Source organism: Roseovarius sp. 10 (assembly GCF_033100315.1).
Taxonomy (GTDB): Bacteria; Pseudomonadota; Alphaproteobacteria; order Rhodobacterales; family Rhodobacteraceae; genus M30B80.
The window spans coordinates 40,658-66,400 of sequence record NZ_JAWLVH010000001.1 but is presented as its reverse complement, the minus strand read 5'-3'; the positions used below and the strand labels follow the sequence as shown (position 1 = coordinate 66,400).

The window sequence follows — 25,743 nt, the reverse complement described above, 5'->3', positions numbered from 1 at the left end:
ATGGCGCAACAGACTGCAGGCCTGCGCGTGAAATCTCTGGGCGCATTGAGCGCGATTGCCCTTGTGTTGAGTGGCTGTGTCCAAAGCACCGCCGCTGATCCAAACGCCAACCGCACCCGTGACGGGGCGATTGTAGGCGCGATGTTGGGCGGCTTTCTTGGCGCGACCCGTGACGGAGAAAACAGCCGCCGCGATACCGTGATCGGTGCGGCAGCGGGGGCAGCAATTGGTGCAGGGATTGGGTCCATGCTGGATCGCCAAGCGGCTGATCTGCGGGCGCAGATGGATAATGAAAACATCATGATCCAGAACACGGGCGAGGAATTGATTGTCACCTTACCCGAGGGCATCTTGTTCGACACTGACAGCGCCGCCATTCGGGCCATGCTGCAATCGGATTTGCGGGCCTTGGCGCAGAACCTTCAAACCTATCCAGACACGACTGTCGATGTGATCGGTCACACCGATAATACGGGGTCGTCTGGCTATAATATGGATCTGTCCTCGCGCCGTGCGAGCGCGGTTGCGGGTGTCTTGCTTGAAGAGGGGGTTGCCCCTTGGCGCGTGCGCAGTTTTGGCCATGGCGAAACTGAACCTGTCGCTTCGAACCTGACCCCCGAGGGACGGCAGCAAAACCGCCGCGTGGAAATCTTTATTCGCCCGAGCACCTGATAAGTCGCTAATTCCTTGCCCCACGCCCTGTCTGGTCATATAAATTGACCAATCAGGGAGGGGCGCGCGGATGCCATTTCAACGGATCGAAGCCGAAAAACTGTCGCATTCTGTGCAGCGCCAGATAGAAATGCTGATTTTGCGCGGCATATTGCGCCCTGGAGAGAGGCTGCCATCTGAGCGGGAATTGTCAGAACGGCTTGGGGTGTCGCGCCCCTCGCTGCGCGAAGCGATTGCCGATTTGCAAGATCGCGGCCTTCTGGCAACCCGCGCAGGCGCAGGGATTTATGTCGCCGATGTCTTGGGGTCTGCGTTCTCACCTGCCCTGATCCGTCTGTTTGGCAGCCACCCAGAAGCGGTGTTTGACTATGTGGCCTTCCGCCGAGATATGGAGGCTTTGGCCGCAGAACGCGCCGCACAATTTGCCTCGGACACCGACCTCAAAGTGATCGATACCGTATTTCGCAAAATGGAAGCTGCCCATTCCAAGCGCAATCCTGCGGATGAGGCCGATCTTGATGCCCAATTTCATATGGCGATCATTGAAGCCAGTCACAATGTCATCATGCTCCATATGATGCGCTCCATGTTTGATCTGCTGCGCGAAGGTGTGTTTTACAACCGCTCAGTCATGTTCAAGCAACGCACAACGCGCGATTTGCTGCTCGATCATCACCGCGCGATCAATGATGCAATCCAAGCCCGCGATGGCGAGGCGGCGCGGGCCGCCATCCGCCACCATCTGACCTATGTCGAGGAAGATTTGCATCGGCAACAAAAGGCCGAAGCCAATGAGCAAATCGCCAAATTACGCTATGACCATGAACGCGAAAGATAACACCGCCTTCGATTTGACCCTGAACGGGGTGCGCCATCATGTTGAACGATGGGGCGGTGAGCAGGCCCCCGCGCTTGTGCTGTGTCACGGCTTGGGGTGCAGCACGCGCCTTTGGGATGGGGTGATTCCGCATTTGCCCGAAGGTTTGCAGATCATCGCCTATGATATGCGCGGCCATGGCCAGAGCGATATTCCAGACGGCCCCTATTCCATGGGGATGCTGATCCGCGATGCTGAGGCGTTGTTGGACGAATTGGGGCTTTCTGAGGTGATGTTCTTAGGTCTGTCCCTTGGGGGGATGGTGGCGCAAGGATTGGCGGCAAAGCGGCTTGACCTCATCCGCGCGCTCATCCTGTCGAACACAGCCACCAAAATCGGCACGCGCGAGATGTGGCAGTCCCGCATTGCCACAATCGCCAAGGGCGGCATGGCGGCCGCAGCCCCCGCCTTGATGGAGCGTTGGTTCACCCGCGCCTTTCGCGCCAGAGGGGGACACGCAGCCTTTGAGGAAGACCTGAAAAATGTCTCCCTGACAGGCTATCTCGCCGGGGCCGAGGCCATATCAGGCAGTGATTTTTACACCACCACCGCCGCTTTGCGCCTCCAGACCCTTGTCATTGCGGGGGCCGAAGATGGATCAACCCCGCCCGATCTGATGCGCGAGATGGCGGATCTCATCCACGGCGCGCGGTTTGAATTGATGCGCAATGCAGGACATTTGCCCCCTATCGAGGCGCCCGAAGATTATGCTGCCTTGATCACAGATTTCATTGCGGCCACAGGCCATCTGTCAACCTAGCTTGACAAGTCGCATTCACCCTCGCATGAGGGGTCTATGACAATGCGCCTGTCGCTCACCTTTATCATGATCACTGTGACGCTTGATGCCATGGGTATCGGGCTGATCTTGCCTGTCATGCCAGATCTTATTGAGGAAGTGCAGGGGATCACCCTCTCTGATGCCGCGATTTGGGGGGGCATCTTGTCGGCCTCTTATGCGGTGATGCAATTCATCTTTTCCCCCATCATTGGCAATCTGTCCGACCGATTTGGCCGCCGCCCCATTTTGCTGATCTCGCTTTTGGTGATGACGGTGGATTATCTGATCATGTCGCAAGCCAATTCGATTTGGTTGCTGTTCTTGGGGCGGATTATTGCAGGCATTGCCGCTGCAACCCATGCCACTGCCCTTGCCTATATGGCCGATATTTCCCCCGCTGAAAAACGCGCGCAGAATTTTGGGCTGATCTCGGCAGGGTTTGGGATGGGCTTTATTTTGGGCCCCGTTCTGGGCGGTATTTTGGGCGGGCTTGATCCGCGCGCGCCGTTTTATGCGGCAGCCCTTCTGGCTGGATTGAACCTGATCTTTGGGATGTTCGTAGCACCCGAAACGCTGCGGGCCGAAAATCGCCGCCCCTTCAAATGGGCACGGGCCAACCCTTTGGGCGGCATCATGGAAATTGGGTCGTTGCCAAATCTCGCGCCACTTTTGACCGTGATGTTGGCGTATCAAATTTCAAATTTCGTCTACCCCACGATCTGGGCCTATTACACCCAAGCCGCTTTTGGATGGGATACTGGCCTGATCGGGGCCTCATTGGCGGCCTATGGCGTGGCCATTGCTGTTACACAAGGCGCATTGATCCGACCTATCCTGTCCTATTTAGGCGAGGCGCGCGCGGTGCGATATGGCTTGATCCTGAATATTCTATCGCTTTGGGGTTATGGATTTGCGCCTGAGGCATGGATGGTTTGGGTGTTGATCCCGATCTCATCCGTGGGCGCGGTGGTGGCCCCTGCGATGCAGGCGCTGATGTCCCGCGCGGCAGGGGCAGATCAACAAGGGGCGTTGCAAGGCGTGCTTGCTTCCTGCTCCGCCTTGTCGATGATCATCTCACCCCTTGTCATGACCCAAGCCTTTTTCTGGTTCACCCGCGAAGGGGCCAATCTTTACCTGCCGGGCGCGGCCTTCTTGGTGTCAAGCCTGCTGATGGTGGCGTCCCTCTTGATCTTCATCAGCAAGGGACGCGGGATTAAGACCTCAGCCGCGTAAAATATCGGCGAAGAGATCAGGATCAACATTGCCCCCTGACAAGGTGACGATGGCCGTGTCGCCCTCCAACGCAGCCCCATGAAAGAGTGCGGCGGCCAAAGCCACCGCGCCGCCGGGTTCAACCACCAGTTTCAAATGCGCATAGGCAGCGCGCATGGCAGCGCGCACCTCATCATCACTGACCACGATCCCCGCCCCTGCCAGGCGGTTAAGGATGGGAAAGGTCAACTGCCCTGGCGCAGGGGTGACAATCGCATCACAAAGCCCTGCTTCTGGCCCCGTGTTGCGGCAAATCTCGCCCGCAGCCAGACTGCGGGCCGTGTCATCAAACCCTTCTGGCTCGACTGTGCGCAGGCGCATTTGTGGTGCATCCGCCTCAAGCGCCAAGGCAATCCCCGCAGAAAGCCCGCCACCCCCGCAACAGGCCAGAACCTCGGCCTGCTCGATACCTGCCTCGCGCGCCTGTTGGGCAATCTCAAGCCCGCAGGTGCCCTGCCCTGCAATCACATCTGCATTGTCAAAGGGTTTGATCAAAGGCAGGCCGCGCTCTTCTTGCAGGCGCGCACCGATCACATTTCGATCCTCCCCCCCTTTGCGGTCATAAAGGATCACCTCGGCCCCATAAAAGCGCGTATTGTCGATCTTGGCCTGTGGCGCATCGGCGGGCATGATGATGGTGGCCTGCACCCCATGCAGCGCGGCGGCATAGGCCACACCTTGCGCATGATTGCCCGATGAAAAGGCAAGCACCCCTTTGGCGCGCTCTGCAGCGGGTAAATTCGAGACGGCAGACCATGCCCCGCGAAACTTAAAACTGCCTGTCAGTTGCAAAACCTCGGCCTTGGCAAAAACCCTGCGCCCCGCGATGTCATCGAGGGCGGGCGCGGATAAGAGCGGGGTTTGACGCACATGGCCCTTGGCGCGGGCAGCAGCGGCACGGATTTGCGCGATATCGCTCATGCGATCTCCTTGAGAAATTGGGATATCACCGCCTGTGATGCGGGTTCATCGAGAAAGGGAACATGGCCGCGATCAGGTAGGTCAGCGTAAATCATATCGGGCCTGCGAGCGCGCATTTCATCGGCTACCTCGCGCGACAGGATATTTGACCCTGCCCCACGGATCAGCGCGAGGGGCAGCGCGGCCAAAGCATCGAAACAGGGCCAAAGATCAATGGGCTTGGCATCAGCGGCAAAGGCGGGCGCAACCGCCTCGCGCAGGCGCGGATCATAGCGCAGATGCAGTCCTGCCTCATCCTCGCGCCACAGCCGCGCCACATGGGCGTCCCATGTTTCAGAGGGCACGTTGCGAAAACTGGGGTGCAGATCAGGCATGGCCGCCGCCGCCTCGGCCAAACTGCGAAACTTGGGTCTGCGGCCAATATAACCCATGATCGCAGACAAGCCTTCGGGCATAATTTCGGGGCCAATATCGTTGAGGCAAACACCGCTGAGCCGTGCGCGCGCCGTAAGCCCCATAATCATCGCTACAATGCCGCCGCGCGAGGTGCCCAATATAGCCGCTTGCGCAAGTCCCAAATGATCCAGCAGGGTCACAACATCTTCGGCCTCTTGCAAAGGGGTGTAGGTGGCGGGATCCGCATAATCCGAGCCGCCCCGCCCCCGAAAATCAAGGCGAATGATGCGCGCCTGATCGCGAAAATCGCGCACCACAAAATCAAAATCCTCACGATTGCGCGTCAGCCCCGCAAGACAGAGCAGAACAGGCCCCGCCCCGCCCGTGTCATCATAGGCAAGGCGCACCCCATCTTTGGCGGTCACATAGGCCGTTTCGCCCATCAGATACCCCCCTTTCGCGCATCTATTGGGTCAGAGTATCAGTCGCCTTCGCGCGCACAATCGCAAAATTCACCAACGGGGTTTCAATCTGAGGTAGAAACGCCTAAGTTGAGACAGAACCCAATACGGGCACCTGCAAAGATGCGGCCCCGTGACATTCATTTCCCCCAAATATCCGAAAGGACAGCCATGACGCAGGCGAAAGCAGGCGATACAGTCGCCATTCATTACACAGGCACCTTGGCCGATGGCAGCCAATTTGACAGTTCCGAAGGGCGCGATCCGCTGCGCTTTACGCTTGGCTCAGGTCAGATCATCGCAGGTCTAGACGCGGCCATCACGGGCATGAGCCAAGGCGAAAAGAAATCGGTGACCATCGCCGCGGCTGAGGCCTATGGCGACCACCGCCCCGAGGCGGTTCAGGCGGTGCCACGGGCGCAAATCCCTGCTGAAATCCCCCTTGAAGTGGGTGGCGGCCTGCAAGTGCAAACCCCAGACGGCCAGACGATCCCCGTCACAGTGACCTCCGTCACCGATGAGGAAGTCACCCTAGACGCAAACCACCCGTTGGCAGGCAAGGATTTGACCTTTGCGGTGGAATTGGTCGAAATCGCCTAAATTAGGCTGATGAGAAAAACAAAACCGCCCCCAGATGCAGGGGCGGTTTTTTAATGCGGCGCGCCGTTTCTAACGCGGATCAAAATCAGCCAAAGAGCGGCCCAAAACCCGCCCGAGCCGATCATATTTTGGCCTTCGTCACAGATTCTCCGGCTGCGCCATGCCCAGAACGTGGTAGCCACCATCCACGCGCACAATCTCGCCCGTGGTGCAGGCCCCATAGTCAGAGGCGAGGTAGACCGCCGTTCCCCCAACCGCCTCAAGCGTTGCGTTGGCGCGCAAAGGTGCGTTCATCTCTGTCGTCTTAAAGGTTTTCCGCGCGCCGCCAATCGCGGCCCCTGCCAAGGTTTTCATTGGGCCCGGGCTGATGGCATTGACGCGGATATTTTGCGGGCCAAGGTCATTGGCCAAGTAGCGCACGGCACTTTCCAAGGCCGCCTTGGCCACGCCCATCACGTTGTAAAATGGCGTCACGCGGTTTGACCCTTGATAGGTCAGCGTCAACAATGTGCCACCCTCAGGCATCAATTCCGATGCGCGGCGGGCGACATCAATGAACGAGTAGCAAGAGATCTCCAAGGAATTAGAGAAATTCGCACGGCTTGTATCGGAAAACCGCCCCGTCAATTCGGACTTATCCGAAAAAGCGATGGCATGAACCACGAAATCGAGTGTGCCCCATTTCTCTTTGAGTGACGCAAATGCCGCCTCCATCGAGGCATCATCGGTCACATCAACATCAATCAAAATGTCCGACCCAACGGATGCGGCAAGCGGTTCGACCCGCTTGCCAAAGGCTTCGCCCTGATAGCTAAAGGCAAGCTCTGCACCCTCATCTGCCATGGCCTTGGCGATGCCCCATGCGATAGAGCGATCATTCGCGACCCCCATAATCAGGCCGCGCTTACCCTTCATCAAATCCGCCATAATCCCCTACCCCCGATAGCGCGACAACAGCATCGAGCCATTGGTGCCGCCAAAGCCAAATGAATTGGTCATCACCGTATCCAGATTTGCCGCCTCAACAAGTGTGGTGGCAATCTCACTGGGGTGCAAATTGGGATCAAGGGTTTCTACATTGATCGAAGGCGCAATGAAATCTTGGTCCAACATCAGCAAGCAATAGATCGCTTCCTGCGCGCCAGTGGCCCCTTGGCTGTGGCCTGTCATGGATTTAGTCGAGGAAATTGGCGGGGTCTGACCTTCGCCAAAGACGCGGCGCACCGCCTGAACCTCGCCCACATCCCCCACGGGTGTGGATGTGCCATGCGCATTGATATAGCTGATCTTGCGCCCCTCAGGCAGGGATTGCAGCGCAAGACGCATCGCGCGCTCTCCCCCCTCGCCCGATGGGGCAACCATGTCATGCCCATCCGATGTTGCGGCAAATCCCGTGACCTCGGCATAAATTTTGGCCCCGCGCGCCAGCGCGTGATCAAGGCTTTCCAACACAACGATGCCGCCGCCCCCTGCAATCACGAAACCATCACGGTCTGCATCAAAGGCGCGGCTCGCTTTTGTGGGTGTGTCATTATATTTTGAGGACATCGCCCCCATGGCGTCAAAGAGACAAGACAAGGTCCAATCCAATTCTTCCGCGCCACCTGCAAACATCACATCTTGCTTGCCCATCATGATTTGTTCAGCCGCGACCCCGATGCAATGCAAACTGGTCGAACAGGCCGAGGTGATCGAATAGTTGATCCCCTTGATCTGATAAGCGGTCGAAAGATTTGCCGAGATGGTGGAGGACATACATTTGGGCACGGCAAACGGCCCAATACGCTTGGTTGCGCCCGAATTCAGCACTGTTTGATGCGCAGCCAACATGGCACTGGTGGATGGCCCGCCTGAGCCTGCGATCAGACCTGTGCGTTCATTCACAACTTCGGCCTCAGACAGGCCTGCATCCGAAATTGCTTGCGCCATCGCGATATGCGCATAAGCGGCGCCCGGCCCCATAAAGCGCAAGGCGCGTTTATCGACATGTTCGGTCACATCAATTTTCAGCGTGCCCGAGACATGGCTGCGAAACCCGCGCTCGGCCATGTCAGGGTTGAATTCAACCCCAGACTGCCCCGCTTTCAAAGCTGCGGAAACCTCTTGGGCATTATTCCCGATGGGTGAGACAATGCCCAATCCCGTAACGACAACGCGGCGCATTCAAAGCTCCTTCTTGCGTATTCGAACCGCTTCCAATCAGCTTTCTGAAAGCGCGACTTTCATATCTTTGACTTGGTAAATCACCTCACCATCGGCCTCAACCCGACCATCGGCGACACCCATTGTCAGACGCCGTGTTTGCACGGCTTTGGTGAAATCTATATGATAGGTCAGCATTTTGCGATCAGGGCGCACCATACCCGTCAGCTTTACCTCACCCACGCCAAGCGCATATCCGCGCCCCTGCCAACCGCGCCAACCAAGGTTGAAGCCCGTCAATTGCCACAGGCCATCAAGGCCAAGGCAGCCCGGCATGATTGGGTTATTAGGAAAATGGCAGTCGAAAAACCAAAGATCTGGCTTGATGTCGAATTCTGCAACCACATGACCCTTGCCATGCGCGCCGCCATCTTCGGAAATATCGGTGATGCGATCCATCATCAGCATTGGGGGCTCGGGCAATTGCGCGTTGCCAGGCCCAAACAATTCGCCGCGCGCGCATTTCAATAGATCATCTCTGTCAAAGCGTGTCGGATATTGCGACATATGCTCTGCCTCCCCTGCTTATTTTTGCCGAGCACCCGCGAGGGGCGGCCTGTCCGATCGTGTGTATTCGACTTACCATTGCGTTTGCACCCCATGCAAGGGCAGCACGCAGCAAAGGTAACGATTTTGCGACAGCTTGCCTAAGGTTTTTTCCTGCGACTTGGCATCCAACTGCGTCAATTTCGACAAACGAATTGAAAAACCTACGCCTTAGGGCATATATTGCAATCAGAACTCGCAGGACATTGACCAATGATGACACCCGAAGCCCTAGAGCGCAGCACAAACTGGCTGGCACAGGCGGCGCTCCGCCCGACCCGTCAGCGCCTTTCGCTTGCAACTTTGTTGGTGGGGGATGGTCATCATCGCCATGTGACGGCTGAAGGCTTGCATGCAGCAACCCAAGCGGCGGGTGATCCAGTGTCCCTTGCGACCGTCTACAACACCTTGCGGGCCTTTTGCGATGCGGGGCTGATGCGCGAGGTGATCGTGGATGGCGCGCGCAGTTATTTCGACACCCGCATGGATGACCATCCGCATTTCTTCATGGAAGAAACAGGTCAGCTTGAAGATGCGCCTGCGGGCCAGTTAAAGGTCACGGCCCTACCCGATTTGCCTGAGGGCTATGAAATATCCAAATTGGATGTCGTGATCCGTCTGCGTAAAACCCCAGCACAAGCGGCGGAGTAATCCCCCGCCGCCCTGAGGCACGCTGTCATGCTTTGCCCGAGAGTTTGACCCACGCATCATATTGCGACAGGAACAATTCGCCTGACAATTCATCCAGAAAATGACTGCGCTTGAGGCGGTCAGTGACAGGCCCTTTCACTTCGGACATATGAAGCCGCACGCCCATGTCACTGAGGCGCGTATTCAACGCCTCAAGGGCTTCTAGTGCGGACATATCAATCTCGTTCACCGCAGAACACATCAGCACCACATCCTTGATCGGGCAATCCTCGACCACGCGATCCAGCACCAAATCCTCAAGGAAGCGGGCATTAGCAAAGTAAAGCGACTCGTCAATCCGAATGGCCAAAAGGCTATCCGCCGTCTCAACCTTGTGGCGGTTGATATTGCGAAAATGCTGTGTTCCCGGAACAAGACCCACTTCGGCGACATGGGGGCGCGAGGTTTTGTAAAGGTGCAGCAAGATTGACAAAATCACCCCTGCCGAAACCCCCGTCTCAACGCCAAAGCCCAAGGTCAACACAATGGTTGCAGCCACCGCCGCAAAATCGGCAAAGGAATAGCCCCATGTTTTTTTCAAAATTGATAAATCGACAAGGCTCAGCACCGCGACAATGATTGTGGCCGCAAGCGTGGCTTTGGGGAGGAAAAACACCAATGGCGTCAATGCCACGGCCGCAATGGCCAACCCCACCGCCGTATAAGCCCCTGCCGCTGGTGTCTCAGCCCCTGCATCAAAATTGACCACCGAACGGGCGAAACCACCCGTCACAGGATAGCCCCCCGTAAAGGCCGCGCCCAAATTGGCCGCACCAAGGCCAATCAATTCTTGGTCGGGATTGATGCGCTGCCGCTTTTTGGCGGCAAGGGTCTGTGCCACCGAAATCGATTCAACAAACCCAATAATCGAGATCAACAGCGCGGGCACAAACAATTGCCCCAACAGTGCTGGCGACAGGTCAGGCAGGGTCAAGGGCGGCAGGCTTTGGGGCACATCCCCCACAATCGCAACGCCGTGATCCGCCAACCCAAAGGCCCAAGTGGCAAGCGTTGTCACAACAACGGCCGCAACAGGCCCCGCTTTTTGCGCAATATCTGCCATGCGCGGCGCCATTCCCATGGCCAAAAGCCGCGGCTTTAGGCCCTTGCGCACCCAAAACAGAAACGCGGTTGCCGACACACCAATCACCACAGTGATCGGGTTGATCTGGCCAAGATGCTCGACCAAGGAAATGACCATCTCAACCAATGTATGGCCGCTGGCCTGCACCCCGATGATATGTTTGAACTGGCTTGCCGCAATCAAGATGCCAGAGGCGGTGATAAACCCTGCAATCACAGGATGGCTGAGGAAATTGGCCAAGAAGCCGAGGCGGAAAATGCCCAAAAACAGCAGCATCGCGCCCGATAACATCGCAAGGCTTAAGGCCGCCATGGCATAGCCCATTGTGCCCGCCTCGGCGACCTGTCCAACGGCAGCAGCGGTCATCAAGGACACAACCGCCACAGGCCCCACCGCCAAAGCGCGGCTTGTGCCGAAAATAGCATAAAGAATGATGGGCGCGATCGAGGCATAAATCCCCGCCTCAGGCGGCAAGCCTGCCAAAAGCGCATAAGCCAGCGATTGCGGGATCAGCATGATCGTCACGATCACCGCCGCAATCATATCATTGGAAAAGGCGTTAGAATTATATGTCCGCCCCCAATCAAGGACGGGGAGGTAACGGGAGAGCTTCTTCATGGGACAATTGCCTGTCGTCTAGCGGTAGGGTTTTGGCACGCGGCACGCTAGGTGTCGTGGCAGTTTAGCGGTCAGGGCCAGACGCGGCCCTGACCAATCTCATCCTCAGCTTGCGCTGATCTTTTCAGGCTTCACCATCCATTCGCGGCCCTTGAGCATACCTTTCCAATAGAAAGGCGGCAGGAAGCTTTCCTTCAGCCACCATGCAAGGCGCGAGGGTTTTGTGCCGTCAATCAACAGTTTCGGGAAGGAGGGCAGCAGCGCCCCACCATACCCAAATTCGGCCAAAACGATTTTGCCACGCTCAACCGTCAACGGGCAGGAGCCATAGCCATTATATTGGGCGGTGGCGCTGCGGCCATTGATGTCATCGACCACGTTTTGCGCGACCACAGGGGCCTGCATCCGCGCCGCCGCAGCGGTTTTTGCATTTGGCGCGTTCATCACATCGCCCAATGACCAGATATTGTCATAGGTTTTATGACGCAGCGTGGCTTGATCCACATCGACCCATCCCGCCGCGTCAGCCAAAGGCGAGACTCGAATGAAATCGGGTGCGATCTGCGGCGGAACGACATGGATCATGTCGAATTCCACCTCAACCTCAGTGGGCGTGGTGTCGGGCTTGGCCACAGTAAACCACGCCTTTCTCGCCTCCCCATCAATCGCCTTGAGATTGTGAAAGAAGTTCAGATTGGCGCCGTATTTTTGCACATAGCCCTCAAGCGCGGGGACGTAATCCTTGACCCCGAACAAAACACCACCTGCGTTCATGAAATCAATCGAGATGTCCTTGAGCACGCCCGCGCGCGTCCAATGATCCCCAGAGAGATACATCGCTTTTTGTGGCGCGCCTGCGCATTTGATGGGCATGGGGGGCTGCGTAAAGATTGCACGCCCCTCCTTCATGTTCTTGACGAGGTTCCATGTGTAAGGCGCTAAATCATAACGATAATTTGAGGTCACGCCATTCTTGCCAAGCGTGGCTTCCAAGCCCTCAACCCGATCCCATGCCAGTTTCAAACCAGGTGCCACGATCAGGCGTTTGTATTTAACCACCCGACAGCCATCAAGGATCACGGAATCATCTTTGGGTTCAAAGGCCGCAACGGCGGATTTGATCCATGTGACCCCGCGTGGGATCAAGCTGCCCATGGTTTTGGCCGTGTCAGAGGCCTCAAAGATGCCCCCGCCCACCATTGTCCAACCGGGTTGATAGTAATGGATATCTGCGGGATCAATCACAGCAATATCAAGCGATGATTTGCGCGATTTGAGAGAGGCCGCAACAGCAAGCCCTGCCGCCCCCCCGCCTACGATGACGATGTCATAACTTGCATCTGCGCGATCTGTTGGGGTTTTGCCGCCATTGGCAATGCGGCGCACAACGCCCCCCATATCATAGCCCGCCGCCTTGGTGGCCGCCAAAATATCGGCAACTGACATTCGATTGGCTTGCGAGAGTGACCACAAAGTGGCCGAGCGCGTGCCCGTGCGGCAATAGGCCAAAATGGGACGCGGCAATTCCTGCATTGCCGCGCCAAAATCTGCTGCATCTTGGTCAGACACTTTGCCCGACACAATCGGCAGATTGCGGATTTCAAGACCTGCCTTTTTCGCAGCCGCCTCGATTTCCGAAAAATTCGGCTGATCCGCCGCCTCGCCATCAGGGCGGTTGCAGATCAAAGCGCGAAAGCCCTGATCTGCCAATTTCTGCACCTCATCAGGCGTGATTTGCGGTGCAACCGAAATCTCGGCATTGATGGTCTTGATTTCCATTGTCGTTCCTCCCTCCGAAAAACGGAGACTGTTGGCTTATGATAGCGAGACGCTCAAAGTGTGTTCAAAGGCACCTTGAGCATCGGACGGCCATCCTTGTCTGTCGGGATGTCGCCTGCGCGCATATTCACCTGCAATGAGGGAATAATCAATTTCGGCATATCAAGCTGCGCGTCACGCTCGGTGCGGAACTTGATAAATTCCTCGCGTGTCTTGCCCTCGCCCACGTGGATGTTGTGCTTTTTCTCATCACCCACTGTGGTTTCCCACTCGATATTGCGGCCATTGGGGCCGTAATCATGGCACATAAAGAGACGCATCTCATCGGGCAGAGCCAAAACTTTCTGAATGCTGTCGTAAAGCGTGCCTGCGTCCCCGCCTGGGAAATCCGCCCGCGCAGAGCCGCCATCAGGCATGAACAGCGTGTCGCCCACAAAGGCCGCATTCCCAACCACATGGGTCATGCAAGCGGGCGTGTGGCCAGGGGTGTAGATTGCAAAGGCACGTAGCCCCCCGATCTCGTAGACATCGCCATCCTTAAAGAGCGCGTCAAACTGGCTGCCATCGCGTTGGAATTCAGTGCCTTCGTTGAACACTTTGCCGAAAGTTTCCTGAACGGTGATGATATTTTCACCAATACCGATTTTCCCACCAAGTTTTTCTTGGATATAAGGTGCTGCCGACAGGTGATCAGCGTGAACATGGGTCTCAATCAGCCACTCAACTTTGAGGCCCTTTTCCTTGACATAGGAGATAATCGCATCGGCATTTTCATAGGAAATCTTGCCCGCCGCATAGTCGATATCCATAACGCTATCGACAATCGCGCAGGAATTGGAATTGGGATCTTTGACCACATAGGAGATTGTATTGGTCGCAGGATCAAAGAACGGCTCAACCTCGGGCTGAACATTCATATTTACGGGGAAGGTGGTCATTTTCTTGCTCCTTAAAGACGATCGTTTCAGTCAGGCGCGTTTCACATTTGAATTCAGTTCGGCATTTTGACGCGCCGCTATGATGGCGCGGGCCACAAAAATACCGACAAGCATTGCGGCGACAAAGGCCAAGACATCGAGGCGACCAGTGCCGATTGCGGGCAAGGCCCCGCCAGGGCAAAAGCCTGCAATACCCCAACCCACCCCAAACAAGGCTGAGCCACCCAAGAGGCGCGCGTCTAATTTGTTTGCGGTTGGTAGGGCAAATTTACCCTCAAAAATAGGGCCAGAAGGGCGCGGCAGAACCAAGCGATACCCGATAAAGGTGACAAGCAAAGCACCGCCCATCACAAAGGCAAGGCTTGGATCCCAACTGCCCGCAACGTCAAAGAAGTTGATCACTTTTGCGGGGTTAGACATGCCCGAAAGCGAAATGCCGAGGCCGAAAATCAGGCCGATGATATATGTTGAAATATAGCGCATCAGATCAGCCTCCGATCACGTGGCGGATCACAAAAACAGTGATCGCGGTGGTTGCCATAAATGTCAAAGTTGCGGAGATTGACCGCTTGGACAGGCGCGCCATGCCGCAAACGCCGTGGCCCGATGTGCAGCCAGAGCCAAAGGTGACGCCAAGTCCCACGATAAAGCCACCGATCAAGAGCATCGGCATCGAGGCGGGCACGCTGATTTCGGGCATCTCGCCGCGCAAAAAGAAATGTGCCGCAGGGCCGGTGATCATGCCCAACATCAAGGCCGCGCGCCAAGAAAAGTCGCTGCGGCTTGCAGGTGCCAAAACGCCCGTTAAAATGCCTGTGGCCCCCATGACGCGACCCAAGGTCAGCATCAACAGAACGGCTGAGAGGCCGATCAAAATACCGCCAGTGGCGGAAAGAAGTGGTGTAAATTCGGTTTCCATCTTACGTCCATATGTCTGCGCGTAAAATCAAGGCCTAAGAGATTCGCCCTTATTTTATGCGTGATTAAGCTGGTTACGTTGTTCGCTGGAAATCTATCTACAAAATACCACCCGCGCTGACAGTGATGTAGTCACATAAGCCAAAAATTTTTTTAGGTTACGAATAGCAACCCGCGCTTAATGCTCGGAACGCGCCAGTTTTTCGATGTCGCCACGCGCCTCAATTTTGATCTGCCCCCGTGACAGGCTGATCCAACCGCGGCGCTGAAATTCGGCCAGTTGACGGGAAATGACCTCTCGCGCGGTGCCAAGTTCGGCTGCCATTTGCTGATGGGTGGCTTGGATGAGGTCATCCTTGGCCAAATCCAAAATCCGCTGTGCAAGGCGGATGTCCACGCGGCGAAATGCAATTTCTTCGATCACATGGAACAAATCGGTCATGCGCCGCGAATAGGCGGAAAACACGAAAGTGCGGAAACTTTCGGATTGGCTGATTAGATCATCAAAAACGCTGCGCGGGATCGCAACCGCCTCAACCGCCGTTTCGGCGATACCTTCGGCCGAGTAATCCTCATAGGCCAAAAGACAGGCCGAGGTCATCACACAGCTTTCCCCCGCATTGACCCGATAAAGAACCACCTCGCGCCCTGTCTCGGATGTTTGCTGCACGCGCACTGTGCCCTCAAGCAACAAAAGCAAGTTTTCAGGCCGCTTTCCTGGCCCGAAAATGACCGTGCCCTCGCGAATGGAAATCGTAGTCGCGCGCGCGGTCAGCACATCGCGCACCCGCGGCTCTAGCCGCGAAAGACCTGTAAATCGGTCAATCCAAGAGGCGCCTGCTGGCATCACATTCATCGCGCATCGTCCTTTTTGCTTGCGCCTATCATAAGTGGAACCACCTGCGGATCAAAGCGAAATCGCGGATTGCAAACATCGGCTAACAGACACTGGTCATGGGCGCAAAAATCAGCACATACTGCGCGTCATGGTGACAGCATCCACTCAAAAAACCCGTCCTCTGGGCAACAGCGCCAAGCGCCCTCGGCGCAATTTGGCGGCTTTGGCCTTGGTGGTTATGGTTTCGCTTGCCCTCAGCGTGGCCGCCCTGCCCCAGATTGAAGAGCGTTTGATGGGCGGTCGCCTGCGTCAGGATGAGGCCACAATGCGCCTTGTGACCGAGGTCATCCGTGGCGCGCTGTCACGCACCGAAGCCCTGCCCGCCTTGATCGCGGAGCGCCCCATTTTGCGCGACATTTTACGCGATCCTGACAATACAGGGCTGTTGCCCTTCGCCAATGAGCAGCTGCGCCAAACCGCGCTATCGCTTGATATTTCAGATATCTATGTGATGGATACGTTCGGCACGACCATTGCCGCATCAAATTATCGGTTGGATCGCTCATTCATTGGGCAAAATTTCCGCTTTCGCCCCTATTTCACCGATGCGCTTGATAATGGGATTGGACGCTATCACGCGCTCGGCACAACATCGGGGCAGCGCGGTTATTACTTTGCCGCGCCAATTTTTGACGGCACGCGGATCTTGGGTGTTGTGGCGGTGAAGATCACGCTTGACCGCTTTGAGGCGGCGTGGCGCGACAGTGACTCGCGCATCTTCGTAACCGATCAACATGGGGTGATTTTCATGGCGGATCGGTCGGATTGGCTGTTCCGCACGCTTGGCCCTTTGAGCGAAGCCGCGCTTGAGGAAGTCCAAAGCACCCGTCAATATCCGATCACCTTGCTTACCCCCCTCAGCCTGCGGCGCGAGGCCGTGAGCCTGTCTGATTTTCGCAGCAACGCCCTGACCCGCATGGTCATCACCACATCAGAGCAAGGGCCAGAACAGCGCCAAGCCTTTTTGGCGCAGCAATCCTTGATTGCCTCGGCTGGGTGGCGGGTGAATATCCTGACGCCATCAGGTTCGGCCCGCACCGAGGCTTTGGGGCTTTTGGCGATTTTGTGGCTGGTGATCCTGATTGCGGGACTATCGGCGGCCATTCTGTTACAGCGCCGCGCACAGTTACTTGAACGCATCGCAGCCCAGCGCGAATTGGCCGAAACCCTTGAGGCGCGGGTGCAGGAGCGCACCCGAGACTTAAACAGTGCCAACACTCAATTGCGCCAGGAGGTTGAGGAACGCACCCGCACCGAAGACCGCCTTCGCCAAACCCAAGCCGAATTGGTGCAGGCGGGCAAATTGGCGGCTTTGGGGCAAATGTCGGCGGCCCTTAGCCATGAATTCAACCAACCCCTTGCTGCGGTGAAATCCTATGCGGAAAATGCCGCGACCTTTTTGGACCGGGGCCGCGGGGATGAGGCGCGCGAGAACATCACCCGTATCTCGCATATGGCGGATCGGATGGCGTCTATCTCGAAACATCTGCGCAATTTCGCACGCCGCCCGCAAGATCAGCTGCGCGATATTCCATTGCGCGCGGTGATCCGTGACGCGCTTGATTTGCTTGATCCAAGGCTGCGGCGTGCAAAGGTAGATTTGATCCTAGACTTGCCGCCCGAGGACGATGAGATCATGGTTGTGGGTGGGCGCGTGCGGCTGCAGCAGGTCTTGGTGAATCTGCTGTCAAATGCGCTGGATGCCATGGCGGATGTCAGCGCCCCGATTTTGCACCTTTCTGTGACCGATGAGGCAGACGATATGATTGCCCTGCGGTTGCGCGATCAAGGGCATGGCCTGTCGCAAGATGCGCAAGCGCAATTGTTTGACCCGTTTTTCACCACCAAAGAGGTCGGACAGGGTCTTGGGCTTGGCCTATCAATTTCCTACAATATCATCCGTGACTTCGGCGGCCGCATTGAGGCGCGAAACCACCCAGAGGGGGGGGCGGAGTTCAGTTTGCATCTGCGCAAAGCCGCGCCAGAAACGCCATCGGCGCCAAGGGAAATGAAAAAAGCATGACCGAAACGCAGACCATCAAGAACGGCATGATCTATTTCGTGGATGACGAGGAAGACCTGCGGGTTGCTGCAAAGCAAACGCTGCATTTAGCGGATCTTGATGTGATCTGCTTTGAAACGGGTGAAGAGGCGCTTGCCCATATCGCACGCGATGGCGATGCGATCCTGATTACCGATATTCGTATGGCAGGCATGGACGGCATCACCCTGATGAACCGCGCCTTAGAGATTGACCCAGAATTTCCTGTGATCCTTGTGACGGGGCATGGCGATATCGAATTGGCAGTCAAATCCATGCAGCAAGGCGCCTATGATTTTCACGAAAAACCCTATGACCCAAAGCGTCTGGTCGATAGCGCGCGGCGCGCCTTGGAAAAGCGGCGTTTGACGATTGAGAACCGCGCCTTGCGCCGCGAGGTGGGGCAGCGCGACCCAGTCGAGGCGCGCCTGACAGGGCGGGCCAAGAATATGGTGCAGTTGCGCGCGGCGCTGCGGGCCATCGCCGCGACCGAAGCCGATGTTCTGATCGAAGGTGAAACAGGCACGGGAAAGGAGGTGGCGGCGCGCGCCATCCATCGCATGTCCCCCCGCCAAAGCGGGCCCTTTGTTCATATCAACTGCGCCGCACTGCCCGCAGCCCTCATTGAAAGCGAATTGTTCGGCCATGAGGCGGGTGCCTTTGCGGGTGCGATGCGACCCCGCTACGGAAAGTTTGAGCATGGGCGCGGCGGCACGGTCTTTTTGGATGAGATCGACAGCCTCCCCCTTGAACTGCAAGCCAAGCTTTTGACCGCGATCCAGAACCGCGTCATCACGCGCCTTGGATCAAATGAACCGATTGATTTGGATCTGCGGTTCATTGCGGCCTCTAAGGTTGATCTGGCACAGGCGGCCGAGATTGGCACGTTTCGCGCAGATCTTCTCTATCGGTTGAATGTCACAAGCCTGCGGATGCCCCCCCTTTCAGAACGGCGCGAGGATATTCCGCGCCTATTTATGGATCTCGTGGGGCAAGCGGCAGCACGCTATAAAATCAATCCCCCGCAGGTTCCTGGCGCGGTTTTAGACGCACTTGTTGGGCGGGATTGGCCTGGAAATGTGCGCGAATTGCGCAATATGGCGGATCGGTTTGTTTTGGGGTTGGATTTGGGTTTGGCGACACCCGATGCCGCCGCGCCCGAACAAGGGCTCGCTGTGCAAATGGCGCAATATGAGCGCAGCCTTATTGCGGCGGCCTTGGTGCGCTATGGCGGCAGCCTCAAGGCCACCTATGAGGGATTGGGGCTAAGCCGCAAAGCCCTGTATGAAAAGATGCAGAAACACGGGCTTGATAAAGGGGATTTCACCGAATAGCCCCGCGCGCTTGCCCTGCACTCTCTTGTGTCGATTTCGACACATGGATTTTGCGGCAATGGGTCAGCTTTGACCAACTGGCCGAGATTCTTTTGCAATCGCATAATTTGTTAGCGCCAACTTAGTTGCTTTGATGGGATTTAAACCAGTTTGTGGACGTGACGGGCTGACCCCGTTGCAGACCAAGGAGGGAGCCTTGGCTGCAAAACCTGCATCCAGATCAAGCCCAATAGAGGGGCGCATGCTGGCGCAGGATGACCTTAGGGAGAGATTTGAAGATGAAACTCACCAAAATGACCGCATTCGCGATGACCACTGCACTTTGCGCAACTGCCGCGTTTGCAGATGGCCATATGGATCGCACTGGCTGGCCTGAAAGCTTTACTGTTGGCACCGCATCTCAAGGCGGCACCTATTTCGCTTATGGTTCTGGCTGGGCAAACCTTGTCGCAGAAGAATTGGGCATGACAGGCGGCGGCGAAGTCACCGGCGGCCCAATGCAGAACATGGCGCTTGTGCACACGGGCGAAGTCGCCTTCGGCATGACCACAATGGGCCCTGCGGCGGAATCCTTGGCAGGCACCAACCCAATCGCACCTGGTCTGCAAATGACCAATGCCTGTGCGATGTTCCCAATGTATCAAACGCCATTCTCGGTGACGGCGTTGTCCTCCTCGGGCATCACAAGCATTGATGAAATCCCAGATGGCGCGCGCATCGGCTTTGGCCCTGCGGGTTCGACCTCTGACACCTACTTCCCTCGCATGATGGAAGAGTTGGGCGTCAACTTTGAGCGCCGTAACGGCGGTTGGTCGGATCTCGGTGGCCAGTTGCAGGATGGTCTGCTGGACGTGATCGCCTTTGCCGCAGGTGTTCCTGTGCCCGCGGTCAGCCAGCTTGAAGTGCAGACGGACATCAACATCATCGAATTCACCGAAGAAGAGCAGGCCCAAATCATGGCGGCCTTCCCTGTGTCTGAATTCAACATCTCTGCAGATGCCTATACCACACTCGAAGCACCTGCGCGTTCCGTTTCCATGTGGAACTTTGCGATTGCAAACTGCGAATTGCCAGAAAGCTTTGTTTACGCGGTTGTGGACACTGTGATGTCTGACAATGCGCGTATGGTTGCCATCCACGGCGCCGCACGTTCGACCTTGCCCGAAAACTGGGACAAGAACGGCGTTTTGATGTGGCACCCAGGTGCGGCACGTTGGTTCACCGAGCATGCAGGCGCGACCATCGCGGCTGATCAGATTTTCGGCGGCTAATGCTGTAATCTATCAGGCGCGCGGGGGCCTCAAACCCTTCGCGCGCCTTTTCTTTTGCCCTTATCGGCAGAGCGGAAGCAAAAATCATGACCAACACCTCACAGACCAAAGCCAGCGATCTTGACGCGATCGCGGAGACAGGCCCCGTCATCGCCGAAGGCGTAGATCAGGAACCTGTTGAGAATAACCGCCGCCTGTTCACAGGCCCTCGTATGATTGCCGTGGCTATCCTTGCAACGCTCTATGCAGGGTTTCATATGGCCGCATTGAACGGGATTTCTATCTCGGCTTGGACGGGCATAGATCTGCCGCTTTTGCCGCAATTCCCGCTTGAGACTTGGAATTTCCGAATTGTCCACATCGCAGGCGCGCTTGTTTTGGGCTTTGTGCTTTATGCGTCCTACACTTGGAAAGAAGACGCAGAAACCCCCAAAGACACGGCCCTCTTGTCTAAGGCGGGCTATGCTTTGTTCATTCCCGCCGCCTTGGCGTTATGGTCTGCGCTGTCCTTTGGGCGGTTGATCGACTCTGGCACATTGCCAGAGATGGGGGGGCTTGTGTCATGGGCCGCCTTCCCCGGAACCGAGATTTATGAAACCGAGATTTGGAACTTTGGTGTGCCCCTCTTGGTGGCGACCTTTGGCGCCATCCTCTTGGGGTGGTTTGAACGCAAGCCACGCGATAGCTTTGCGACCAGCGATTTGGTGCTTGCACTTTGCGCAATTGTGGTCGCGGCCTATCTTGTGCCGATTTTCTCAACCGCGGCGCGCAATTCAGTCGGCACGCCCTTTGTGCCAATCGGTGTGGCCTTTGCCGCGACAGCAGGCACAGCGATGATCATGGAATTGACACGCCGCGTGGCAGGTCTTGCCTTGGTGATCATCACAGGCGTGTTCCTTGTTTACACCTTCACCGCGCATTTGCTGCCTGGCATCTTGGCCGTGCGCAATCCCTATACGTGGCAACGCTTCTTCGGCCATCTCTATTCGGATGCAGGCATCCTTGGGCCAACAACGGCGGTGTCCTCAACCTATATCATCCTCTTCATCATTTTTGCGGCTTTCCTTCAGGCCTCGAAAGTGGGTGATTATTTCGTGAATTTCGCCTTTGCCGCAGCAGGGCGCGCCCGTGGTGGCCCCGCCAAAGTGGCCATTTTCGCAAGTGGCCTGATGGGTATGATCAACGGCACCTCCGCAGGGAACGTTGTGGCGACAGGATCGTTGACCATCCCTTTGATGAAAAAGGTAGGCTATCACAAGAAAACCGCAGGCGCGGTCGAAGCGGCCGCCTCAACAGGCGGCCAGATCATGCCCCCTATCATGGGCGCAGGCGCTTTCATCATGGCCGAGATCACAGGGATCCCCTATCAGGATATCGCAATCGCCGCGATCATTCCCGCGATCCTCTACTTCGTGTCGGTCTATTTCATGGTCGATCTTGAGGCCGCGAAATTGGGTATGCGCGGCATGCGTGAGGATGAGTTGCCAAAATTGAAACTGCTTTTGAAGCAGGTCTATCTGTTCTTGCCCATCCTGATCCTGATCTATGCCCTGTTCCAAGGCTATTCCGTCATCCGTGCGGGCACCTTGGCCACGCTCAGTGCCGCCGTCATTTCATGGATGCCCGTGTTGATGGTGCGCTTCTTCCCACAAAGCCTGCCTGCCGCCTCGGTCGCGGGTATGGGGCCACGGGAGATTCTCAAGGCGTTTGAATTGGCTGGCATCATGGCCATTCAGATCATCGCGGTTTGTGCCTGTGCGGGTGTTATCGTGGGTGTGATCAGCCTGACGGGTGTTGGTGCGCGCTTCTCATCCCTCCTGTTGGATTTGGCGGGTGTGAGCCAAGTTCTTGCCCTGTTCTTTGCGATGTGTATCGCGATCCTTCTGGGGATGGGCATGCCCACCACAGCCGCCTATGCGGTTGCGGCCTCGGTGGTCGCACCGGGCTTGGTTGAGCTTGGCATTCCGCAGCTGACCGCGCATTTCTTCGTATTCTATTTCGCGGTTGTCTCGGCCATTACACCGCCTGTGGCGCTGGCCTCTTATGCGGCGGCGGGGATATCGGGGGCAAATGCAATGGAGACATCGGTGGCCTCGTTCAAAATCGGGATCGCCGCCTTCATCGTGCCTTTCATGTTCTTCTACAATTCGGCCTTGCTGATGGATGGCACCACGCTTGAAATCCTGCGCGCAGGGGCAACCGCCATTTTCGGCGTGTTCCTGTTGTCCTCAGGGGTGCAAGGGTGGTTCATGGGGGCGCGCAACCCGTGGTTCTTACGCGCCATCCTTATTGCGGCCGCGCTGTTCATGATTGAGGGCGGGCTGCTGACTGATCTGATTGGCCTTGGTGGCGCAGTTGGGGTCTATGTGATCCAAAAACTGTTCCACCCAAAGGCGGATGCACAGATCGATGTCAAAGGCCTAGATTGATCCGACAAAGCGGCCCCCTTGTGGGGCCGCTTTTCATTTAGGTCTTTGTTAAATCTTCGCGCGCGACATTGATCCGGGTCTTTTGCCCCATCAGGTCAATCAAAACCCAAACGCGCTGATCTTCATCCAAGCTTTCGACTGTCGCAACAAATTGCGAGAACGGGCCCTTTTGCAAGGTCACCTGATCTTGCGGGGCCAGATCACTGGCTGCTGTCAAAACCCCCGCCTCATCGCACCGCGCCTGCAATCCCGCCATCAAATCATGGGGCACAGGGCTTGGCTGCCCTGCGAAAGAAACAATGCGCGCCACGCCATAGGTCGAGTTGATCTTGCGCCACGCCCCCTGCCCCGCATCTAGCGCCACAAAGAGATAGCCCGGGAAAAGCGGGCGGGACTTGGAGATAAACCGCGCCCCAACACGGGATGTGACACTCAGCATCGGTAGAAAAGTTTCAAACCCTTGGCGGTTCAAATTGCGCAAGGCAATGCTGTGCGAATTGGGTTTAAATTGCACCAAATACCAGTGTCTGTCAGGCCCTGCCGTCATGCGCCCTCACATACATTTACGCGATTGTGCCCCAGCACCCCGACCGAAACTGCCCAATTCGAAATCCAGTGAGAATTGTGTGATCGGTGTCAGGCCCGTCACGCGATTGTCCACGCGCGAGACCTGTGCGCGTGCGCGCAGACACTCATTGTCGAATTGCACACCAAGGCCATAACGGCGCACTGTATCCGTCTCAAGACCATAGAGGGCATAGACCTTTCCACCCCAATCAAGGGTATGACCCAGTTCAAAATTGATCGTGTCGAATTCATTATCGTCACTGTCATAGGTCCACCCCACCGAGGATCGCCAATCAACCAGATTGTCATAAGACAGCCGCCCCGTAATGAAGGACGCATCAGATTTATATTCATCATCGGTCACGCCAAGACGGGCTTCAATGAATTCGGTCAAATCTGCAGTCAAACCCAAACTCCAGCGCCGCACGGGATCGGGGTTACCAATGGCCTCGTCACGCTCAAGTTTGGTATAGGTGGCATCAAGCGTGACATTGTCCAAGGATTGGCTAAAAGTCAAAACATCCGAGACGCGCTCGAAATCAGGATTGTAGCGGCTTGTGGCCGAGAATTGGAACGGCCCCATACTGCGCCCCAACCGTAGCGTATAGAGGGCGCCCGAGCGCAGGCCTGTATTGCCGCTTGAGATGATATGATCCCGTTCGACCGAACCACCAAAGTAATAGCCCGAGGGCAATGCATAGCGATAGGTCACATCCACATCCGCAACCGTGACATCATATTGGTTGACCTGATCACGATTGACGCGGCGATACTGCCCAAGTTGGGCGTAATCAAAGGGATCAATCATATCGATTGACCCGTCAATCGAGGGCATGGTCACCTGCCCCGCCTCAAACCGCAAAAAGCCAATGGACGGTGTCAGGGTTTGCTGTGCGCCATTTGACGCGCGGAATTCAAAGGGCCAACTCAACCGCGTTGCGGCAAAACCACTTGTGCTGTTTTGCGCATCAGGCAGGGTTACATCGTCATGGATGCCGTAGCGATCCAGAAATAGCCCCAAATCCGCATCAATGCGCAGGATATCCCCCGCCTGCCACATGCCATCCCAGATCAAATTGGCCATCATCCGATCAATATCGCGGCGGCGTGGGTTAATATCGCCAAATTCGTTATAATCGGCCTGCGCCCCAAAATTCAGAGCCAAATCGCCAAAATCACCCGTCTCGCGCAGGAATGTCCATTGTGCATTCAGCACACGGTTTGAGGCTTTGTAATCATAGGTCTGATCGCGCAAAGCCGAGAACGCGGTATAATCAAAGCTCAGCACCTCATCCGAAGAACTGCGTGCGAAGCGTAAGAAATTGTTCAGACGATCTTGTGCATAAACCACAGGATCATCCCCAAAACTGGTGCGGCTATCCGCAAAGAAATCATAGGTGCTGATATAGCTGCGGTCTGAGGCCGATTGGGTCTGGAACACAAGATCAATGCCGTTGTCAAATTCCGCGCGCCCGTTAGAAAACAGAAACGCGCGTAAGGATTTCTCGGTCAGATCATCGCGGCTGAACGCCCCGTTTAATTCCAAATACCCATTGGAAAAGGCCTGCCGATATCGCCCCTCTAGGGTGCGCAAGACGCCCCCGCCCGCAGTCGCGCCCCCCGCAACCGAAATCTGCGGCGTGACCGTGATATCGGCGCTATCCCCCAACATACGGAAATAGGGCAAGCCAATGCGCGTGCCCAAGCGCGAATTGACGGAATAGGTCGGCGCAAGAAATCCGTTTGCCCGCGCCACTGAGGGATCAGGGGTGCGCAACCACGGCGTATAAAGGACAGGCGTGCCCGCGACGCGCAATTGCGCATCACGATAGGTGATGCTGCGGGTTTCTTGATCATGCACAGCGCGGCGGGCGCGCAATTCCCATAGCGGGGTCGCGTTTTCCGAACACACCTCGCAGGCTGAGGCCCGCACATAGGGGAATTCCGTGTAACGTCCTTCACGGCGGATCATTTCTTGCGCTGCAACTTGCAGGGTCTCGTCCACCAACTGCCGCGCGGCCACAATCACGCCATCTTGCAAATCGGCCGACATGTCGGCGAAAGCACCGTACAAAACCTGCCCGCCGTCTTGGCTGATAATGTAGAGCGGCCCATCCACCAAAACGCGGTCACTGACCACATCATAGGCAAGGCTTGGCGCACGCAGCTCAATACCACCGTAAAATATCTGCACATTTCCAGAGGCGCGATAATATTGGCTTTCTTGGTCGAAATAAATCTGATCCGCAATCAGCGTAGAAGGAAGATTTAGCTCAGGGGGTGCGGCCAAATCCGCGTTTTGGGCAAGGCCCCATGTGGCCGATAAAGCCAAACTTACCCCAAGCCCAAGCGGCGCCGAGAAATCGCGCACCGTGTTCCAAAAATGTCTCGCCCGTTCACGCGCCACAGCAAGTCCTCCGCACTACTCTGTTAGAGGAGTGTCATCGA

At 56.5% G+C, this 25,743-nt stretch carries 23 protein-coding genes; 10 read left to right on the top strand and 13 right to left on the bottom strand.

Going from position 1 to position 25,743, the window contains the following annotated elements:
- The 4 genes from RYZ18_RS00310 to RYZ18_RS00295 all read left to right on the top strand — a co-directional run bounded on the left by RYZ18_RS00310 (position 1) and on the right by RYZ18_RS00295 (position 3,563).
- Positions 1 to 672 carry an OmpA family protein gene (locus RYZ18_RS00310; protein ID WP_317654337.1) on the top strand — a complete coding sequence of 224 codons (672 nt, stop codon included), beginning with the start codon at positions 1 to 3 and terminating at the stop codon, positions 670 to 672.
- Positions 673 to 742: 70 nt separating this feature from the next.
- Positions 743 to 1,510, top strand: coding sequence for a FadR/GntR family transcriptional regulator (locus RYZ18_RS00305; RefSeq protein ID WP_317654336.1), 768 nt, complete (start codon positions 743 to 745; stop codon positions 1,508 to 1,510).
- Complete coding sequence (gene pcaD, locus RYZ18_RS00300; RefSeq protein ID WP_317654335.1) at positions 1,464 to 2,309, top strand: 3-oxoadipate enol-lactonase; 846 nt, start codon at positions 1,464 to 1,466, stop codon at positions 2,307 to 2,309. The genes RYZ18_RS00305 and pcaD overlap by 47 nt, the downstream gene beginning before the upstream one ends.
- 36 nt (positions 2,310 to 2,345) lie before the next feature.
- A complete protein-coding gene (locus RYZ18_RS00295) occupies positions 2,346 to 3,563 on the top strand; it encodes a TCR/Tet family MFS transporter (protein ID WP_317654334.1) in 1,218 nt (405 codons plus the stop codon).
- Here RYZ18_RS00295 and RYZ18_RS00290 read toward each other — a convergent pair.
- Positions 3,552 to 4,523, bottom strand: a complete 972-nt coding sequence (locus RYZ18_RS00290) for a threonine/serine dehydratase (RefSeq protein ID WP_317654333.1) — start codon at positions 4,521 to 4,523, stop codon at positions 3,552 to 3,554. The genes RYZ18_RS00295 and RYZ18_RS00290 overlap by 12 nt on opposite strands.
- Positions 4,520 to 5,362 carry an alpha/beta hydrolase gene (locus tag RYZ18_RS00285; protein ID WP_317654332.1) on the bottom strand — a complete coding sequence of 281 codons (843 nt, stop codon included), beginning with the start codon at positions 5,360 to 5,362 and terminating at the stop codon, positions 4,520 to 4,522. The genes RYZ18_RS00290 and RYZ18_RS00285 overlap by 4 nt, the downstream gene beginning before the upstream one ends.
- Before the next feature lie 189 nt (positions 5,363 to 5,551).
- On the opposite strand from RYZ18_RS00285, the gene RYZ18_RS00280 reads away from it, so the two are divergent.
- The gene (locus RYZ18_RS00280) at positions 5,552 to 5,980 is read left to right on the top strand and encodes a peptidylprolyl isomerase (RefSeq protein ID WP_317654331.1); all 429 of its coding nucleotides are present in this window, start codon (positions 5,552 to 5,554) and stop codon (positions 5,978 to 5,980) included.
- 138 nt (positions 5,981 to 6,118) lie between these two features.
- Here RYZ18_RS00280 and RYZ18_RS00275 read toward each other — a convergent pair whose 3' ends face one another.
- The 3 genes from RYZ18_RS00275 to fabA are packed head-to-tail and all read right to left on the bottom strand — an operon-like array spanning position 6,119 to position 8,689.
- Positions 6,119 to 6,907, bottom strand: coding sequence for an enoyl-ACP reductase (locus RYZ18_RS00275; RefSeq protein ID WP_317654330.1), 789 nt, complete (start codon positions 6,905 to 6,907; stop codon positions 6,119 to 6,121).
- 6 nt (positions 6,908 to 6,913) lie between these two features.
- Entirely contained in the window at positions 6,914 to 8,143 is a 1,230-nt protein-coding gene (gene fabB / locus RYZ18_RS00270) for a beta-ketoacyl-ACP synthase I (protein WP_317654329.1), read from the bottom strand.
- A gap of 36 nt (positions 8,144 to 8,179) precedes the next feature.
- Positions 8,180 to 8,689 carry a bifunctional 3-hydroxydecanoyl-ACP dehydratase/trans-2-decenoyl-ACP isomerase gene (gene fabA / locus RYZ18_RS00265; RefSeq protein ID WP_317654328.1) on the bottom strand — a complete coding sequence of 170 codons (510 nt, stop codon included), beginning with the start codon at positions 8,687 to 8,689 and terminating at the stop codon, positions 8,180 to 8,182.
- A gap of 255 nt (positions 8,690 to 8,944) precedes the next feature.
- Between fabA and irrA the strand changes: the two genes are divergently transcribed.
- Positions 8,945 to 9,379 carry an iron response transcriptional regulator IrrA gene (gene irrA / locus RYZ18_RS00260; protein WP_317655772.1) on the top strand — a complete coding sequence of 145 codons (435 nt, stop codon included), beginning with the start codon at positions 8,945 to 8,947 and terminating at the stop codon, positions 9,377 to 9,379.
- Between the two features lie 25 nt (positions 9,380 to 9,404).
- On the opposite strand, the gene RYZ18_RS00255 is transcribed toward irrA, so the two are convergent.
- The 6 genes from RYZ18_RS00255 to RYZ18_RS00230 form a co-directional block, all read right to left on the bottom strand.
- A complete protein-coding gene (locus RYZ18_RS00255) occupies positions 9,405 to 11,120 on the bottom strand; it encodes a sulfate permease (RefSeq protein ID WP_317654327.1) in 1,716 nt (571 codons plus the stop codon).
- Between the two features lie 105 nt (positions 11,121 to 11,225).
- Positions 11,226 to 12,899 carry a bifunctional protein tyrosine phosphatase family protein/NAD(P)/FAD-dependent oxidoreductase gene (locus RYZ18_RS00250; RefSeq protein ID WP_317654326.1) on the bottom strand — a complete coding sequence of 558 codons (1,674 nt, stop codon included), beginning with the start codon at positions 12,897 to 12,899 and terminating at the stop codon, positions 11,226 to 11,228.
- Between the two features lie 53 nt (positions 12,900 to 12,952).
- Positions 12,953 to 13,837: an MBL fold metallo-hydrolase gene (locus tag RYZ18_RS00245; protein ID WP_317654325.1), complete on the bottom strand. Its 885-nt coding sequence runs from the start codon at positions 13,835 to 13,837 to the stop codon at positions 12,953 to 12,955.
- A 30-nt stretch (positions 13,838 to 13,867) separates the two neighbouring features.
- The gene (locus RYZ18_RS00240) at positions 13,868 to 14,320 is read right to left on the bottom strand and encodes a YeeE/YedE family protein (RefSeq protein WP_317654324.1); all 453 of its coding nucleotides are present in this window, start codon (positions 14,318 to 14,320) and stop codon (positions 13,868 to 13,870) included.
- Between the two features lie 4 nt (positions 14,321 to 14,324).
- Entirely contained in the window at positions 14,325 to 14,756 is a 432-nt protein-coding gene (locus RYZ18_RS00235) for a YeeE/YedE family protein (protein ID WP_317654323.1), read from the bottom strand.
- Between the two features lie 177 nt (positions 14,757 to 14,933).
- Positions 14,934 to 15,611, bottom strand: coding sequence for a Crp/Fnr family transcriptional regulator (locus RYZ18_RS00230; RefSeq protein WP_317654322.1), 678 nt, complete (start codon positions 15,609 to 15,611; stop codon positions 14,934 to 14,936).
- A 130-nt stretch (positions 15,612 to 15,741) separates the two neighbouring features.
- Between RYZ18_RS00230 and RYZ18_RS00225 the strand changes: the two genes are divergently transcribed.
- From RYZ18_RS00225 to RYZ18_RS00210, 4 genes are all read left to right on the top strand, one after another.
- Complete coding sequence (locus RYZ18_RS00225; RefSeq protein ID WP_317654321.1) at positions 15,742 to 17,676, top strand: ATP-binding protein; 1,935 nt, start codon at positions 15,742 to 15,744, stop codon at positions 17,674 to 17,676.
- Positions 17,673 to 19,028, top strand: a complete 1,356-nt coding sequence (locus RYZ18_RS00220; protein WP_317654320.1) for a sigma-54 dependent transcriptional regulator — start codon at positions 17,673 to 17,675, stop codon at positions 19,026 to 19,028. Before RYZ18_RS00225 ends, RYZ18_RS00220 begins: the two co-directional genes overlap by 4 nt.
- 278 nt (positions 19,029 to 19,306) lie before the next feature.
- Positions 19,307 to 20,299 (top strand): TAXI family TRAP transporter solute-binding subunit, encoded by a 993-nt coding sequence (locus RYZ18_RS00215; RefSeq protein WP_317654319.1) that lies wholly within the window; start codon positions 19,307 to 19,309, stop codon positions 20,297 to 20,299.
- Positions 20,300 to 20,385: 86 nt separating this feature from the next.
- Positions 20,386 to 22,728, top strand: coding sequence for a TRAP transporter fused permease subunit (locus RYZ18_RS00210; RefSeq protein WP_317654318.1), 2,343 nt, complete (start codon positions 20,386 to 20,388; stop codon positions 22,726 to 22,728).
- A 37-nt stretch (positions 22,729 to 22,765) separates the two neighbouring features.
- On the opposite strand, the gene RYZ18_RS00205 is transcribed toward RYZ18_RS00210, so the two are convergent.
- Together RYZ18_RS00205 and RYZ18_RS00200 are read right to left on the bottom strand one after the other, a co-directional pair.
- The gene (locus tag RYZ18_RS00205) at positions 22,766 to 23,275 is read right to left on the bottom strand and encodes a transcriptional activator RfaH (protein ID WP_317654317.1); all 510 of its coding nucleotides are present in this window, start codon (positions 23,273 to 23,275) and stop codon (positions 22,766 to 22,768) included.
- A 6-nt stretch (positions 23,276 to 23,281) separates the two neighbouring features.
- The gene (locus tag RYZ18_RS00200) at positions 23,282 to 25,702 is read right to left on the bottom strand and encodes a hypothetical protein (RefSeq protein WP_317654316.1); all 2,421 of its coding nucleotides are present in this window, start codon (positions 25,700 to 25,702) and stop codon (positions 23,282 to 23,284) included.
- Positions 25,703 to 25,743: the final 41 nt, after the last annotated feature.